The organism is Bacteroides eggerthii, assembly GCF_025146565.1.
GTDB lineage: Bacteria > Bacteroidota > Bacteroidia > Bacteroidales > Bacteroidaceae > Bacteroides > Bacteroides eggerthii.
Genome location: NZ_CP102258.1, coordinates 1414427 through 1428247, shown reverse-complemented (window position 1 = coordinate 1428247; position 13821 = coordinate 1414427). Strand labels below are relative to the sequence as shown.

General features: G+C 44.7%; 16 protein-coding genes. 9 read left to right on the top strand and 7 right to left on the bottom strand.

Annotated elements, in window-relative coordinates:
• Positions 1-4 precede the first annotated feature (4 nt).
• A complete protein-coding gene (locus NQ546_RS05620) occupies positions 5-1165 on the bottom strand; it encodes a PDDEXK-like family protein (protein WP_004289056.1) in 1161 nt (386 codons plus the stop codon).
• A gap of 265 nt (positions 1166-1430) precedes the next feature.
• Here NQ546_RS05620 and tsaE point away from each other — a divergent pair, with 265 nt between their 5' ends.
• Both tsaE and NQ546_RS05610 read left to right on the top strand, forming a co-directional pair.
• A complete protein-coding gene (gene tsaE, locus NQ546_RS05615) occupies positions 1431-1856 on the top strand; it encodes a tRNA (adenosine(37)-N6)-threonylcarbamoyltransferase complex ATPase subunit type 1 TsaE (protein WP_004289054.1) in 426 nt (141 codons plus the stop codon).
• A 38-nt stretch (positions 1857-1894) separates the two neighbouring features.
• Positions 1895-2110: an immunity 17 family protein gene (locus tag NQ546_RS05610; protein WP_004289052.1), complete on the top strand. Its 216-nt coding sequence runs from the start codon at positions 1895-1897 to the stop codon at positions 2108-2110.
• A gap of 763 nt (positions 2111-2873) precedes the next feature.
• On the opposite strand, the gene NQ546_RS05605 is transcribed toward NQ546_RS05610, so the two are convergent.
• The 3 genes from NQ546_RS05605 to dnaE form a co-directional block, all read right to left on the bottom strand.
• Positions 2874-3206, bottom strand: coding sequence for a hypothetical protein (locus tag NQ546_RS05605; protein ID WP_004289051.1), 333 nt, complete (start codon positions 3204-3206; stop codon positions 2874-2876).
• Positions 3207-3261: 55 nt separating this feature from the next.
• Positions 3262-3576 (bottom strand): thioredoxin, encoded by a 315-nt coding sequence (gene trxA / locus NQ546_RS05600; RefSeq protein WP_004289050.1) that lies wholly within the window; start codon positions 3574-3576, stop codon positions 3262-3264.
• Between the two features lie 83 nt (positions 3577-3659).
• Positions 3660-7457 carry a DNA polymerase III subunit alpha gene (gene dnaE / locus NQ546_RS05595; protein ID WP_004289049.1) on the bottom strand — a complete coding sequence of 1266 codons (3798 nt, stop codon included), beginning with the start codon at positions 7455-7457 and terminating at the stop codon, positions 3660-3662.
• A gap of 172 nt (positions 7458-7629) precedes the next feature.
• Here dnaE and NQ546_RS05590 point away from each other — a divergent pair, with 172 nt between their 5' ends.
• The 3 genes from NQ546_RS05590 to NQ546_RS05580 all read left to right on the top strand — a co-directional run bounded on the left by NQ546_RS05590 (position 7630) and on the right by NQ546_RS05580 (position 9405).
• Positions 7630-8319 (top strand): phosphatidylserine decarboxylase family protein, encoded by a 690-nt coding sequence (locus NQ546_RS05590; protein ID WP_004289047.1) that lies wholly within the window; start codon positions 7630-7632, stop codon positions 8317-8319.
• Between the two features lie 2 nt (positions 8320-8321).
• Entirely contained in the window at positions 8322-9029 is a 708-nt protein-coding gene (gene pssA / locus NQ546_RS05585; RefSeq protein WP_004293733.1) for a CDP-diacylglycerol--serine O-phosphatidyltransferase, read from the top strand.
• A gap of 67 nt (positions 9030-9096) precedes the next feature.
• Positions 9097-9405, top strand: coding sequence for a DUF4834 family protein (locus NQ546_RS05580; RefSeq protein WP_004289045.1), 309 nt, complete (start codon positions 9097-9099; stop codon positions 9403-9405).
• Here NQ546_RS05580 and NQ546_RS05575 read toward each other — a convergent pair.
• Both NQ546_RS05575 and NQ546_RS05570 read right to left on the bottom strand, forming a co-directional pair.
• A complete protein-coding gene (locus tag NQ546_RS05575; RefSeq protein ID WP_004293732.1) occupies positions 9402-9836 on the bottom strand; it encodes a nucleoside deaminase in 435 nt (144 codons plus the stop codon). The genes NQ546_RS05580 and NQ546_RS05575 overlap by 4 nt on opposite strands.
• A gap of 48 nt (positions 9837-9884) precedes the next feature.
• Positions 9885-10118, bottom strand: coding sequence for a hypothetical protein (locus NQ546_RS05570; protein WP_004293731.1), 234 nt, complete (start codon positions 10116-10118; stop codon positions 9885-9887).
• 83 nt (positions 10119-10201) lie between these two features.
• On the opposite strand from NQ546_RS05570, the gene NQ546_RS05565 reads away from it, so the two are divergent.
• From NQ546_RS05565 to NQ546_RS05550, 4 genes are all read left to right on the top strand, one after another.
• Positions 10202-10567 carry a YraN family protein gene (locus NQ546_RS05565; protein WP_004289042.1) on the top strand — a complete coding sequence of 122 codons (366 nt, stop codon included), beginning with the start codon at positions 10202-10204 and terminating at the stop codon, positions 10565-10567.
• Positions 10568-10589: 22 nt separating this feature from the next.
• A complete protein-coding gene (locus NQ546_RS05560) occupies positions 10590-10946 on the top strand; it encodes an MmcQ/YjbR family DNA-binding protein (protein WP_004289041.1) in 357 nt (118 codons plus the stop codon).
• A complete protein-coding gene (locus NQ546_RS05555; RefSeq protein ID WP_021940857.1) occupies positions 10930-11703 on the top strand; it encodes a biotin--[acetyl-CoA-carboxylase] ligase in 774 nt (257 codons plus the stop codon). Before NQ546_RS05560 ends, NQ546_RS05555 begins: the two co-directional genes overlap by 17 nt.
• A 73-nt stretch (positions 11704-11776) precedes the next feature.
• Positions 11777-13072: a zinc-dependent metalloproteinase lipoprotein gene (locus tag NQ546_RS05550; protein WP_004289039.1), complete on the top strand. Its 1296-nt coding sequence runs from the start codon at positions 11777-11779 to the stop codon at positions 13070-13072.
• A 34-nt stretch (positions 13073-13106) separates the two neighbouring features.
• Here the strand turns inward: NQ546_RS05550 and NQ546_RS05545 are convergent, their stop codons facing one another.
• A complete protein-coding gene (locus NQ546_RS05545; RefSeq protein WP_039953191.1) occupies positions 13107-13787 on the bottom strand; it encodes a tetratricopeptide repeat protein in 681 nt (226 codons plus the stop codon).
• Positions 13788-13821 lie beyond the last annotated feature (34 nt).

The following is a 13821-nucleotide window of genomic DNA, read 5'->3' as shown; positions in this document are numbered from 1 at the left end:
CTTTTTACATTGAAATGTGCTTTTCTTCTACCTCTGCCAGAATGGTTTGTACTTTCTTCTTTATCCAATTGGCTATTTCTTCATTTTTAATACGTAAATAGTTGGATGGTAAGTTCCAATTGTCATAACCAGTCGGGAGCCATTCAGAACCAAATGCCCAATAGGCATTGGAGTTTAAATTTAGACAATCCAATTTCTTTTGTAAAAGTTCCTCTTCCCCGGAATCAATGCCTATATACAAATTTTGCCAATTAGTTCTGTCGGATGTCACTGAAATCCTATGTCGTTTCCATGACGACGGTTTAAATCGAATACATCCATCATGTTCTGTATCAAAATTATAATTGTTCTCCTCAGCAAACAGCTTTAGTGGACGGATAATATATTGCTCACGTAAAAGAGTACTGATTTCCGCGCCAGCTTCCATTAATGCAGAAGTAGCTTCCAAGTAATCTACCGCCAATTTTGCAATGTCCTTCTTGTCTTCTGTTTCCATATCTTGATTTGTCAATTGTTTGATAAGATAAATATATTGTTTGATAGTTTCACGCACAAGTGGTTTGTCGTAAGCCAATTGGGCACATTTATACAGCCAATTCCGTATATCCTGATTATACGACACACGAACATATTTTAAAGGTTGATTGCCCGTAGAAATTTCACTTGCCTCATGACCATCCAAAGTCAAATACACCAAATAGTAATTATCCGAATATCGAAAATGTTTTTTACCATAATTGTCATATCTCAAAAGCTGACGCTTTTGATCAACTGCGTAAATCTTGTTTTCTATAATGATCGCATGGTTTCCGTCTTCAATAATGATGTCTAACCTTCCTCCCTCATCTTCTGTATTCGGACCAATATAACGCTCTACAATTTCCGGACTAACCTTGTTTGATTGAATATAATTCGACCGTTCCTCTATAACCAATTGTAGAAACTGACCAAGGAAAGCATCTCCCATGCCATGATTTCCATTCGGATTAAGTAATTCTGCCAGAAAAGAAGAATGTAAGCGTACTTCTTCAGACCATAGCCCAAGAATGTTGAATACATTGAAGTATTCACCACGTTTTCGCTTCTCTTCATCTACCTGCTTCACCTTAGCATATATAGAGTTGATTTTGGAAAGTAATGTTTTGATATTTTCTATATTGTTCATATTAATATCTTAATATATCTGCTGTAAAATTAGTGATTATTCTCCCGCTTCTATCATATTATCAGGTAAAATTAAGTCTACATTCTCTATAAAATGCGGTGTCAATGCGAAGTTCTTCACCAAGACAGTTATCTGTTATTTACTTCTCTGATTTATTGATTTTATTAAGATAAGATATGTTCCGAACAGGATTCTCAATGGTTATCTTTGATTTCTGATAGATTTTCCAGAGATAATTCCTATCTTTGTACACAAATACAAGATAATGGAAATCAAGATTCAGTCATTAGACCAGATTCACGAAGCCGCCCGCCGGTTCATCGAAGCAATGGGCGACAATACCGTATTTGCTCTTTACGGCAAAATGGGAGCAGGCAAGACAACCTTTATCAAAGCCGTTTGCGAGGAGCTTGGCGTATCCGATGTCATCACCTCCCCCACCTTCGCTATTGTAAACGAATATCGTTCCGACATTGCCGGAGAACTGATTTACCACTTCGACTTCTACCGCATTAAAAAGCTGGAAGAAGTGTACGATATGGGATATGAAGACTATCTGTACAGCGGCGCGCTCTGCTTTATCGAATGGCCGGAACTGATAGAGGAGCTTCTGCCGGGAAATACCGTAAAGGTTACCATTGAGGAAATAGAAAACGGTGAACGGAAAGTGACATTAGAGCAGTTGGATTAATACAAAATACGGATCATCATTCACCAACCAACTCATATATGAGCCAATATATCATTCAAGGCATCTTCGTCGTAGCAGGAATCATCGCCTTGCTGGCAGCCATTCTGGACTGGGACTGGTTCTTCACAGCCCAAAACACACAGTTTGTCGTGCGAAATGTAGGACGCAGACAGGCACGCTGGTTTTATGGCATATTAGGAATGATACTCATCGGCATGTCCGTATTCTTTTTCCTGAATACACCGCCAACATGACGGCAGAAATAAACAGAAAGTTGGTCGTCACTCGTCACTTTTCATCGCTATCCCTTTGTACAAAGGCGATGCAGGAGTGATGATAAGGGTGAGAAGAAGTGACGAGAAGTTGTTGGTCGTCACTGTTTTTTTCGTATTTTCAGCCTTTATCCCTAATTAATTTCCTCATAATATGATGTTTAATCAGTGATTACTCGTTTTTCATATTTTTGCTGAATTTTACTCACTTCAGGGAGTAAAAGCTACTTAATTCATGATTTCCTAATCAAAATGCACAAGAGGGAATATACTTCATGAAAGTGAGACGATTGCCAACGGAGTCTCGTGTTGCCGGTGTAACAAACTGACTACTGAAGCAGAATGCCACTTGTCAAACTGTCTACCCAGACAGGAACTGATAATGAAACCGTCTACTGAGGTAGTTTATAAAGGGGAAAAAACGTCTGGTTAAATTAAGAAAAGTCAGTTTCCTATGTCGGTATTTAAAGTACCAATAGTTGGTACTCTTAATACCAACCGTTGAAACTCTTAGTACCAACCGTTGGTACTTCCAATACCAATGATTGGTACTCGGAATTCCAACCATTGGTATTATTAAATGCCAATAGGCGAAAAGAAATGAAACAATAGGACTTTTCTTGCTTTCAACGAAAGAAAAATAAACTAACAGTAAGATAATACTTTTTACCGAAATAAACAATAGCAAAAGAAGGTGTGTCAAAATGGCACACCTTCTTTTGCTATTGTTTATTTCCAAAACTTGTTACTCCTCACCCAGAGACTCGGTATACTCCATTTCTCCCTGTACGATGAAAAGAATTTCATCCGGATCATAATCGCCCATTTCATCTTTATGAGCTTCTTTAATGATGTAATCTACGATTTTTCCCAGATCGACTTCGATATATCCGTCACCATCGGGCTGCACATCAAGGATGCCGCTCTCTGAATAATACTCGTCAATCAAATCGAGAAAATAATAGAACTCGTCGTCAGAGAACTTCTCTTTCAACTCCTGCGGCAAATAGTTTTTGATGTACTCAATGGTCTTTTCATCATCGAGATCATTCTTCAAAAAATCGTCTTCCAGTCCCATAACTTTATATTTTAAAAAGGATTAATAGATTTAGAGCCTATGTTCAAACAGCGCCTTACAGCAGTGCCTCAATCTTCGCTGCATAAGTCGGTTTGGGAGCAGAGCCCACTTGCTTGTCCACCAGTTCTCCGTTCTTAAAGAAGAGTACGGTGGGAATGTTGCGGATACCGTACTCGGCAGCCACATCGCCATTCTCATCAACATCGCACTTGCCGATAAGAACTTTACCTTCATATTCACCTGCCAACTCTTCGATAATAGGGCCTACCATTTTGCAAGGTCCGCACCAAGGCGCCCAAAAGTCAATTACCACAGGTTTACCCTCTGCCAGAATTTCCTTGAAATTGTTGTCTGTAATTTCCAATGCCATTTTTTCTAAATATTAAGTTTAAATATTAATTCAATAATACAAAAAGCATTATCTGCCTGTTTTCATCAGGCAAGCAAAGATAATTAATTTATCCGAAATTCAAGCTCCGGACGCTCTTTTAAATAAGAGATAAGTTCACGACCTACGGACAGCTTCACAGGACGGGACACCAGGTCGACCGTCATCCTGCTATCAGGATCGGTTACCCTGAAATAAAGTTCCGTAGTTCCGGGGCGGGCTTTCGTCAGCTCCGACAGCTCCGTTATCAATGCCTTATTCAGCACACTGAGCGGAATAAGTATCGTTATCTTTTCTATCAGTTTCTCCTTTACGTCGGGAAGCAGCTCCATAGAGGTTATCTTCAATTCCAGCTCATCCTGCCTCCACTGTTTGGGCTGGCAGCGTGCTTTGATATAGAGGAAAGTACGTTCGCCCAGATAGCCCTGATAGGTCACCCAGTCATTACCAAAGAAAGGCAGTTCCGCCGAACCGGAATAGTCTTCTATCTTGGCAATGCCGTAAGGATTGCCGTTCTTACTGATTCCTCTGCGAACGGAGGTAACGATGCCGCCCATGGTGATTTCACGCCCCACAAGGGCAGCCTTATCTTCCAGCTCTGCCATGTGTGTGTTGCATACATGCTCCAACACAACGGAATATTCGTCCAGCGGATGGGCGGAAAGATAAATACCCACCAAATCACGTTCCCTGTTCAGACGGTCGAGGTCACTCCAACGTTCTGCCGGAAGAATCTCAGGAGTAGCGATGTCCACCACATTCTCACCGCCGAACAAAGAGTTGACCGCTGCCGCTTTGTCTGCCTGATAACGGTTTCCATAACGCACCAGTGTCTCGATAAACACTTCATTCTTGGCATTTACGGCGAAATACTGTTCACGCTTCAATTCGGGAAAACTGTCAAAACCTCCCGCCAGGGCAAGGCATTCCAAGTTCTTTTTGTTACAAGAGTTCAGATTGACACGCTGCACAAAATCAAAGATGCCCGTATACGGACCGTTCTTTTCGCGCTCCTCCATGATGCTGTGTACAGCTCCTTCACCCACTCCCTTTACCGCTCCCAGTCCGAAACGGATATTGCCTTCGGGGTTGACGGTGAACTTCAGGTTCGACTCGTTCACATCCGGGCCAAGCACTTTGATGCCCATCGACTTACACTCGTCCATGAGTTTGGTGATAGTCGTTATGTCGGACAAACTCCGGCTCATTACGGCAGCCATGTACTCTGCCGGATAATTGGCTTTCAAGAAAGCAGTCTGATAGGCCACCCAGGAATAGCAAGTGGCATGCGACTTATTGAAGGCATAGGATGCAAACTTCTCCCAGTCCGCCCAAATCTTTTCGAGCACCTTCGGATCATGCCCGTTCTTCTGTCCGCCAGCAATAAATTTCGGCTTCATGTGATCCAGCTTGTCACGCAGCTTCTTACCCATTGCCTTACGCAAGGCATCGGACTCACCGCGGGTGAAGTCCGCCAGCAAACGGGACAGAAGCATGACCTGCTCCTGATAGACGGTGATGCCGTATGTATCTTTCAGGTATTTCTCCATTATGGGAATATCATACTCGATAGGCTTGCGTCCCCACTTACGGTCGATGAAGTCAGGGATATAGTCCATAGGGCCCGGACGATAGAGGGCGTTCATGGCTATCAGGTCCTCGAAAGTACTCGGCTGCAACTCACGCAGGTATTTCTGCATGCCTGCGGACTCGAACTGGAACGTACCGATAGTCCGCCCGTCGCAGTATAATTTATAGGTAGCAGGGTCTTTAATGGAAATCTTGTCGATGTCCAACTTCACCCCCCGGTGTAAACGTACGTTTTCAACGGCCTCTTTGATAATCGAAAGGGTCTTAAGACCCAGGAAGTCCATCTTAATCAGGCCCGTATCTTCAATAACCGAACCTTCATACTGGGTTACAAGCATTTTTTCGCCTGTCTCCTTGTCATCCGCCGTACTTACGGGAACCCAATCAGTGATGTCATCACGACAGATAATCGTACCGCAGGCGTGCACACCCGTACCGCGCACATTGCCTTCCAACATCTTGGCGTACTTCAATGTATCGCGCACCAAAGGGTCGGGCGACGCTTCCGCCACCTGCAACTCAGGCACATAAGCTATGGCGTTGGGCAGGTTCAGCTTCTTATCGGGGATTTTATCGGGAACCAGTTTTGCCAGACGGTCGGACTCCGACAAAGGCAACTTCTGCACGCGGGCAACATCTTTTATGGCCAGCTTGGTTGCCATAGTGCCGTAGGTAATGATATGCGCCACCTTCTCCTGCCCATACTTTTCAGTCACCCAACGTAACACCTCACCACGCCCGTCATCATCGAAATCCACATCTATATCAGGCAGAGAGATACGGTCGGGATTAAGGAAACGCTCAAACAGCAAGTCATATTGAATGGGGTCTATCTTGGTGATGCCCAAGCAGTAGGCCACTGCCGAACCGGCAGCAGAACCACGTCCCGGTCCCACCGAAACGCCCAACTGCGTACGGGCAGCATTGATGAAGTCCTGCACAATCAAGAAGTAACCCGGGAAACCCATTGTCTTCATGATGTACAACTCAAAGACCAGACGCTCTTTCACTTCATCCGACAGCGGATCGCCGTACAGCCGTTTAGCCCCGTCGAACGCCAACTTGGCAAGATAGTCGGCCTCCAGTTTGATACGGTAAAGCTTGTCGTACCCTCCCAGACGCTTAATCTTAGCTTTGGCGGCATCTTCATCCAAAACAACATTCCCGTTTTCATCCTGCGTAAACTCATCAAACAAGTCTTTCTCCGTATATTTCTTCCGGTATCCTTCTTCAGTTCCAAAATCCTCGGGAATGGCAAAAGTAGGCATGATAGGAGCATGGTCTATGGAGTAATATTCCACCTTGTCTAAAATCTCCAACGTATTGGAAAGCGCTTCGGGAACATCCGCAAAGAGTTCGTTCATCTCAGCCTTGGTTTTCATCCATTCCTGCTTGGTATAGAGCATACGGCTCGGATCGTCCAAATCCTTGCCCGTACTCAGACAGATAAGGCGGTCGTGCGCCTCGGCATTCTCCTCATCCACAAAATGGACGTCATTGGAACAAATCACCTTTATGCCATACTTCTTGGCATATTCCAGCAGTTTGGCATTGGCCTTCTGCTGCAAAGGATAAGCCTCGTGGTTGGCGCGGGGGACGGTTGCCTTGTGGCGCTGCAACTCCAGATAGAAATCATCTCCAAAAAGATTCTTATACCAGCGGACAGCCTCTTCGGCCTCATCCAATTGGTCGTTGATAATCTTTTTAGGGATCTCGCCGCCGATACAGGCAGAGCAGACAATCAGTCCTTCGTGGTACTTCTCCAGTTCATTGCGGTCGGTACGCGGACGCATATAGTAGCCCATAGTCCATGCGCGGGACACCAGCTTTATAAGGTTGTGATACCCCTTTTCGTTCTTAGCCAGCACAATCAGGTGATAACCGCTTTGATCGGGTTTGCCTTCTTTCTTGTCCATCGTGCGGCGCGCCACATACATCTCGCAGCCGATAATGGGCTTGAACAGCTTATTCTCGGCCTCCGCTATTTTCTCCTTGCAAGCCGCTATCTCCGCTTCCTTGTCTTCACATGCTATCTCACCGCTCTCTATGCCTGCAATACGCTTCTTCAGGTCTTTTATTTCCCCTTTCGGACCACCGTTCTTTTTGTTAACATAGTTGGTGAACTCTTTGATGCCAAACATGTTGCCATGGTCGGTTACGGCAATCCCCTTCATTCCATCCTTCATCGCTTTGTCCACCAAGCGGCTCACGCTGGCCTGACCATCGAGAAGAGAATATTGGGTATGGACGTGTAAATGAACAAAATCCTGCATAAATATATCCTTTCTATAAGTGAGCATAAAGGTACGACCTATGCGATATCTAACAAAAATATTCCTCAAAAAGTTATCAACACCTGTAATTCTATGACTAAATTCTTGTTAGATTTTCAAAATAAGCCTATTTTTGCAGATAATTTGCATCAGAAAGAATAAAACAAGATACATGGGTCGACTTAAAAAATTAAAAAAAATACGCATTCACCGCGAAGGGACACATACATTGGCCGGCAGTCTATTGTTGATACTCGCCGTAAACGCCGGACTCTACTTCGGCTTGGAGTGCAAGATTCCTTTCTACGTAGCGGCAGTTATCAGCCTTGTAGTTTATGGCATCTTAGTGAACTTCTTCCGTTGCCCTATACGTTTGTTCGGCCAGGAAGACACCGAGAAAATTGTAGTTGCTCCCGCTGACGGGAAAATTGTGGTGGTAGAGGAAGTTGAAGAAACCGAATATTTCCATGACCGGCGCATCATGGTTTCCATATTTATGAGTTTGGTTAATGTGCACGCCAATTGGTATCCCGTAGACGGGACCGTTAAGCTGGTGTCTCACCAGAACGGTAAGTTCATGAAAGCCTGGTTACCTAAAGCAAGCACTGACAACGAACGCTCCACCGTAGTTATCGAAACTCCCGAAGGAGTGGAAATCATGGCACGCCAGATTGCCGGAGCCATGGCACGCCGCATCGTCACCTACGCCGAACCGGGTGAAGAATGTTATATCGACGAACACATGGGATTCATCAAGTTCGGTTCCCGCGTGGATGTATTCCTCCCACTGGGTACGGAAGTTCTCGTAAAACTCGGACAACTGACCACCGGTAATCAAACCGTCATAGCAAAACTTAAATAACAATGGCAAATTGCATCACCCGTTCTATTCCTAACACCTTAACCTGTCTGAACTTATTCTCCGGGTGTATCGCTTGTATCATGGCTTTTGAAGCCAATTATAACCTGGCCCTTCTGTTCATCATCCTCAGCGCCGTATTCGACTTTTTCGACGGCATGATGGCACGTCTGCTGGATGCTCACTCTCCCATCGGAAAGGATTTGGACTCTTTGGCCGATGATGTCAGCTTCGGCGTAGCGCCTTCATTAGTGGTATTTTCTTTGTTCAAGGAGATGCATTATCCGGCATCTATGGAGTTCATGGCTGCTTATATGCCCTATGCCTCATTTCTCATTTCCGTATTCTCGGCACTGCGTCTGGCAAAGTTCAATAACGACACCCGCCAGACAAGCTCTTTCATTGGAGTTCCGGTTCCTGCCAATGCTCTTTTTTGGGCATCATTGGCTGCCGGGATGCACCCTATGCTTATATCCGACAGTTTCAATCCTCTTTACCTGTTAATGTTGGTTTGCCTGTTTTCATGGCTGCTGGTGTCGGAAATACCCATGTTCTCATTGAAGTTCAAGAATCTCTCATGGAAAGACAACAAAATAAGTTTCATTTTCCTGATTGTCTGCATCCCACTTCTTGTTTTTTTAAAGGTCAGCGGCTTTGCAGCGGTGATCGTATGGTACATCGTGCTTTCACTTTTAACGGGAAAAAGTAAGTAAACATTTTCTTGGCACAGTTGTTGTACTATCGTTCGATGAAAACGAACACATAAAAAGACATTAGCCCATGTTTCATTTTTTAGGTTTCTTATTTATCATCCTCATAGCTATCCTGTTCATCGGGCTTAGCATCATAGGTACTGTCATCCGGAGTGTCTTCGGACTGGGCGGACGCCGTTCATCAAACACATACCGTAATGAAAACGGGAACTATCAATCTGGAAAGGGATATTCGTTCAATGACAAGCAGCAATCCGCCTCCTCCCATGAAGAGGCTGCACACAAAGAAAAGACCTCCCCACACTCCAACCCACGCAAAAAGCTCTTCTCGCAAGATGAAGGAGAATACGTGGAATTTGAAGAAATCAAAGATTAACGGCGTTTGCCGGCAAAGAAATTTTTCATTAATGCAGCGCACTCATCTCCCAGCACGCCTTTTACGACTACGGTTTTAGGATGCAGAGCGTGCGGCGCATAACGTTGGTATCCCCGTTTTTCATCTTCCGCGCCAAACACCAGACGCCCCGTTTGCGCCCAGGCAATGGCACCGGCACACATCACACAAGGTTCTACGGTGACATAAAGGGTACACTCGTTCAAATACTTGCCGCCAAGAGTAGAGGCAGCGGCAGTAATGGCCTGCATTTCAGCATGGGCAGTGACATCAGTCAGAGTTTCCGTCAAGTTATGGGCGCGGGCAATAACGCGGTCCTTACAAACAACCACCGCCCCTACGGGTACTTCACCGCGGTCTCCCGCCTTTTGAGCCTCAAGAAGCGCCTGCTTCATATAATAATTATCGTCCACTCCGATTTCCGTCTTTGCAATTCGTAATTTATAATTAATTCTCCTTCCTCACCTTCGCATGTCATGTTCGCCGAACAAGGTAGGATAGTCTTCCTCCATATTCTTATGGATAAACATGAGAATAGTCTCCCTCAGCCAGCGTGATTTGTTCGTTATCTTGTACTTCTCCAGATAACGGTCCACGATCCGCAGCTCTTCTTCGCTCATCAGGCATACCATGCGCTGCTCGCGTTTTGGCTCTTCGGGTGTTGCTTTCGCACACGTTTTGTCTCTCTTTCTCATATTTCTTTGCAAATTTAGTTTTACTTCTGTAAAAACAAAGCAGAAAAAACGTATTTTTGTACTGAAAGAAAGAAAATCGTACAATGGCAACACACAATGCGCTGGGCAAAGCAGGAGAAGATGCGGCAGCAGCCTATCTGGAACGCAACGGATATGCGATACGACACCGGAACTGGCGGAAAAACCATCTGGAACTGGACATCGTTGCCACTAAAGACAACGAAGTGGTCATCGTAGAAGTAAAGACCCGGAGCAATACGCAGTACATCGAGCCCCAAGACGCCGTCGACCGGCAGAAAATACGCCGGACCGTCATAGCCGCCGATGCCTACATGAAGCATTTCTGTATTGATGCCCCCGTACGTTTCGACATCATTACAGTAGTGGGTGGCACAGGCACCTTCAAGATAGGTCATATCAAAGAAGCCTTTTACCCACCTGTTTTTTAAGAACCCTAATACTTGAAATACAATGGATATAGAAGCAGCCCGCGAATATTGCCTCAGCAAAAAAGCAACAACCGAAGACACTCCTTTCGGTGAGGATGTTCTCGTCATCCGGGTAATGGGAAAGATGTTCTTATGCATCAACCTCAACACCCCGGACCGCATCACCATGAAATGCGACCCCGAATATGCACTGGAACTGCGTGAACGTTACAATGCCATTGAAGGAGCCTGGCATTTCAACAAGAAGTATTGGAATCAGGTATTCCTTGACGGAGACGCAGATGACAGACTGATAAAGCACCTGATGGACCATTCTTATGAAGAAGTAATAAAGAAATTCACCAAAAAAATGCGCAATGAATATGAAGCCCTGCCCTGAAACATTTCCTTATCCGCTGATTGTGCTGGACGAAACAGACTCGACCAACCGGTATATCAGCCAACTATGCAACAACCCGCAAAAGGCTGTTGCCGAACTTACTACGGTTTCGGCCGAATTCCAGACAGCAGGTAAAGGCCAGCGCGGCAACAGCTGGGAAGCGGAAAAAGAAAAGAACCTGCTTTTCAGCTTTGTGCTCTACCCTACCTTTCTGGAGGCACGCTGCCAGTTCATTCTATCACAGATCATTTCTTTATCCATCAAAGAGGAGCTGGACAGGTGGTCGGACGAAATCACGATAAAGTGGCCCAACGATATTTATTGGAGGGACAAGAAGATATGCGGCATACTGATAGAGAATGACCTTTCCGGACATTTCATCGGACGCTGCATCTCAGGCGTCGGAATCAATATCAATCAGAAAGAATTCCACAGCGATGCTCCAAATCCTGTATCCCTGAAACAAATTACCGGAAAAGAGCATAACCGCCATGAAATACTGGCACACATACTGAAGCGGGTGCAAATCTACTACAACGGTCTGCAAACAGAAGAGCGCAACACCTATGCCGCCGAAATATCAGCCCGCTATGCCCGCGCCCTTTTCCGCCGCCGGGGATTCCATCTTTACGAAGATGCCAACGGCAAGTTTTCCGCCCGCCTGCTGCGCGTGGAACAAGACGGACGTTTTGTCCTGGAAGACGAGAACGGGAAAGAAAGGGAGTATTTATTTAAAGAGGTGCAATACATACTTTAAAAGTAGAAAACCTGATGAACTGAAATAAAACAATATCTTTGCCAAAGATGTTTTAGACAAGAAAGATTCAGCTATGAAAAGACAATTATTATTTTTAATCTCCACATTCTGCCTCATCCTCTATAGTTGTGACGATTCTGAAAATGATTCTTTAAAAGTATCACAATCATCGTTCAACAATATCAGTTGTGACGGAACGACGTTGGAAGTAGATGTTATCAGTAGCTCGGATTGGACCGTATCCAAAACTGCAAAATGGTGCAATGTCACTCCGGCAAAAGGTTCGGGCAATCAAAAGCTCACATTAGAAATAGAGGCAAACTTAGAGGAAACCACGAGGAATGCAACAATCACAATAACTCCTTCGAACGGCGGCATAAGTCAGGCTATCAAAATTACCCAGAATGGTATTACCGCTTCTTTCAATCCCGAAACATATCATTATAAACTCCCGGTTATTTTCCATGTGCTCTATCACGACAAAAACGATAAGAACCAATATGTCGAGGTTGGGAGATTATCCGAAATTCTAAAGAGAGTGAACGAACTTTACCGGAATGCAGGAGCCAACAGTGCAAATATGAACCTGGAATTTGTACTTGCCACAGAAGACCCTAAGGGGAAAACATTGCCTGAACCGGGTGTGGAACGCATCGAATGGAATACTGCCGCCATTGATATCAATGATTTCATGTTCAGCAACAACCGAACTTACAACTACCTGATTTGGGAACCAAACGACTATATCAATATAATGGTATACAAATTTACGGATGCTGACGTAATGGGAGTGTCTCATTTTCCATATTCTCCTACAAAAAATCCTTTACCGGGTACCGAAACCGATTCTCGATTCCTGACTGGAGATAATCTCAAGTACGCTTATTGCGTATCCATCAACAATTCTTATATTTACGAGAAGTCCACTACCGCAATACCCAATCAGAACGACATGGCTATTACGTTAGCTCACGAACTGGGACATTATTTAGGTTTATACCACGTATTCTCCGAATCGGATGAGGATGATGTCGATGCTTGCGCGGATACAGATTATTGTACAGACACCTATACTTACGACCGAAAAGCCTACGAGACATGGGTAAAAGCACTGGTTGAACAAAACAGACCTATCTCTTTTGAAGATCTTGCCCGCCGCCATGACTGTGTACAGAATATAGACTTTACTTCACGAAATATCATGGATTACGCTTACAGTTATCTGAATGAGTTCACCGCCCAACAGAAAGCGAGAGTACGCCATATCCTTACTTACAGTCCACTTATACCGGGACCGAAGAAAGGGTTGACAAGCACACGTGCAACCTATGACGGCCCACTGGATTTACCTATCCGCGTGATGGAATAAGATATGAAGCAATAATAGAAAAAAATGGAACCGGTTATTTCAGTTCCAGTTCCATTTTTTTAATCTTGTCCAGCGTCTTCCCTGCCTCTGTGGACGGGAAAAGTTGGAGAACTTTCTGCAAATAGCCCTTGGCTTTGCCATACCCGTTGGAAAACACGTCCGACAATCCGTTGCGGTAATGGGCATATTGCATTCGGGTGGGAGATACGATTTTCTTATAATTCTCTTCCAGCGTTTTCTTCTTTTGTTCGGCCTGCAAATAGTAATAGTTGCCCAAAAAGATGTTCGCCTGAAGATTATCCGCATCCAATGTCAACACCTTCTCATAGAGTTTCAGGGCATCTTTCGTCTCTCCGCGCATCATCTGCATCTCCGCACAGACTACAAGACCTGAAACATCTTCCGGATTGTATTGCAACCATTCCTTATAAAAAAGATACGCTTTGTCATAATTCCGCTTGTCCTTGTAATAAGCAGCCAGTTCCCGCACAAAACGGGGAGCCACCGCACTGTTCTTCTCAACATTCGTCCAATAATACATCTCCGTCTGTTCCGTTCCGGCTCCCGCCGCCTGACGGAACAGGCTGACGGCATAGTCATCCTTACCTGCAGACAGGGCTTCGGACACCTTCTGCAACAAGACATCCACCGATTGTGCCGAAAGTGACATCGGGAACAACAAGAACCCAAAGATAAGTAAAGTTAAGGTCTTCATTTTTTTTAGTATATATAGTTCAACAGCCTGAAAT

Coding starts and splice junctions, on each gene's coding strand:
- NQ546_RS05620 (WP_004289056.1), bottom strand. CDS start 1,165: ATGAACAATATAGAAAATATCAAAACATTACTTTCCAAAATCAACTCT.
- tsaE (WP_004289054.1), top strand. CDS start 1,431: ATGGAAATCAAGATTCAGTCATTAGACCAGATTCACGAAGCCGCCCGC.
- NQ546_RS05610 (WP_004289052.1), top strand. CDS start 1,895: ATGAGCCAATATATCATTCAAGGCATCTTCGTCGTAGCAGGAATCATC.
- NQ546_RS05605 (WP_004289051.1), bottom strand. CDS start 3,206: ATGGGACTGGAAGACGATTTTTTGAAGAATGATCTCGATGATGAAAAG.
- trxA (WP_004289050.1), bottom strand. CDS start 3,576: ATGGCATTGGAAATTACAGACAACAATTTCAAGGAAATTCTGGCAGAG.
- dnaE (WP_004289049.1), bottom strand. CDS start 7,457: ATGCAGGATTTTGTTCATTTACACGTCCATACCCAATATTCTCTTCTC.
- NQ546_RS05590 (WP_004289047.1), top strand. CDS start 7,630: ATGGGTCGACTTAAAAAATTAAAAAAAATACGCATTCACCGCGAAGGG.
- pssA (WP_004293733.1), top strand. CDS start 8,322: ATGGCAAATTGCATCACCCGTTCTATTCCTAACACCTTAACCTGTCTG.
- NQ546_RS05580 (WP_004289045.1), top strand. CDS start 9,097: ATGTTTCATTTTTTAGGTTTCTTATTTATCATCCTCATAGCTATCCTG.
- NQ546_RS05570 (WP_004293731.1), bottom strand. CDS start 10,118: ATGAGAAAGAGAGACAAAACGTGTGCGAAAGCAACACCCGAAGAGCCA.
- NQ546_RS05565 (WP_004289042.1), top strand. CDS start 10,202: ATGGCAACACACAATGCGCTGGGCAAAGCAGGAGAAGATGCGGCAGCA.
- NQ546_RS05560 (WP_004289041.1), top strand. CDS start 10,590: ATGGATATAGAAGCAGCCCGCGAATATTGCCTCAGCAAAAAAGCAACA.
- NQ546_RS05555 (WP_021940857.1), top strand. CDS start 10,930: ATGAAGCCCTGCCCTGAAACATTTCCTTATCCGCTGATTGTGCTGGAC.
- NQ546_RS05550 (WP_004289039.1), top strand. CDS start 11,777: ATGAAAAGACAATTATTATTTTTAATCTCCACATTCTGCCTCATCCTC.
- NQ546_RS05545 (WP_039953191.1), bottom strand. CDS start 13,787: ATGAAGACCTTAACTTTACTTATCTTTGGGTTCTTGTTGTTCCCGATG.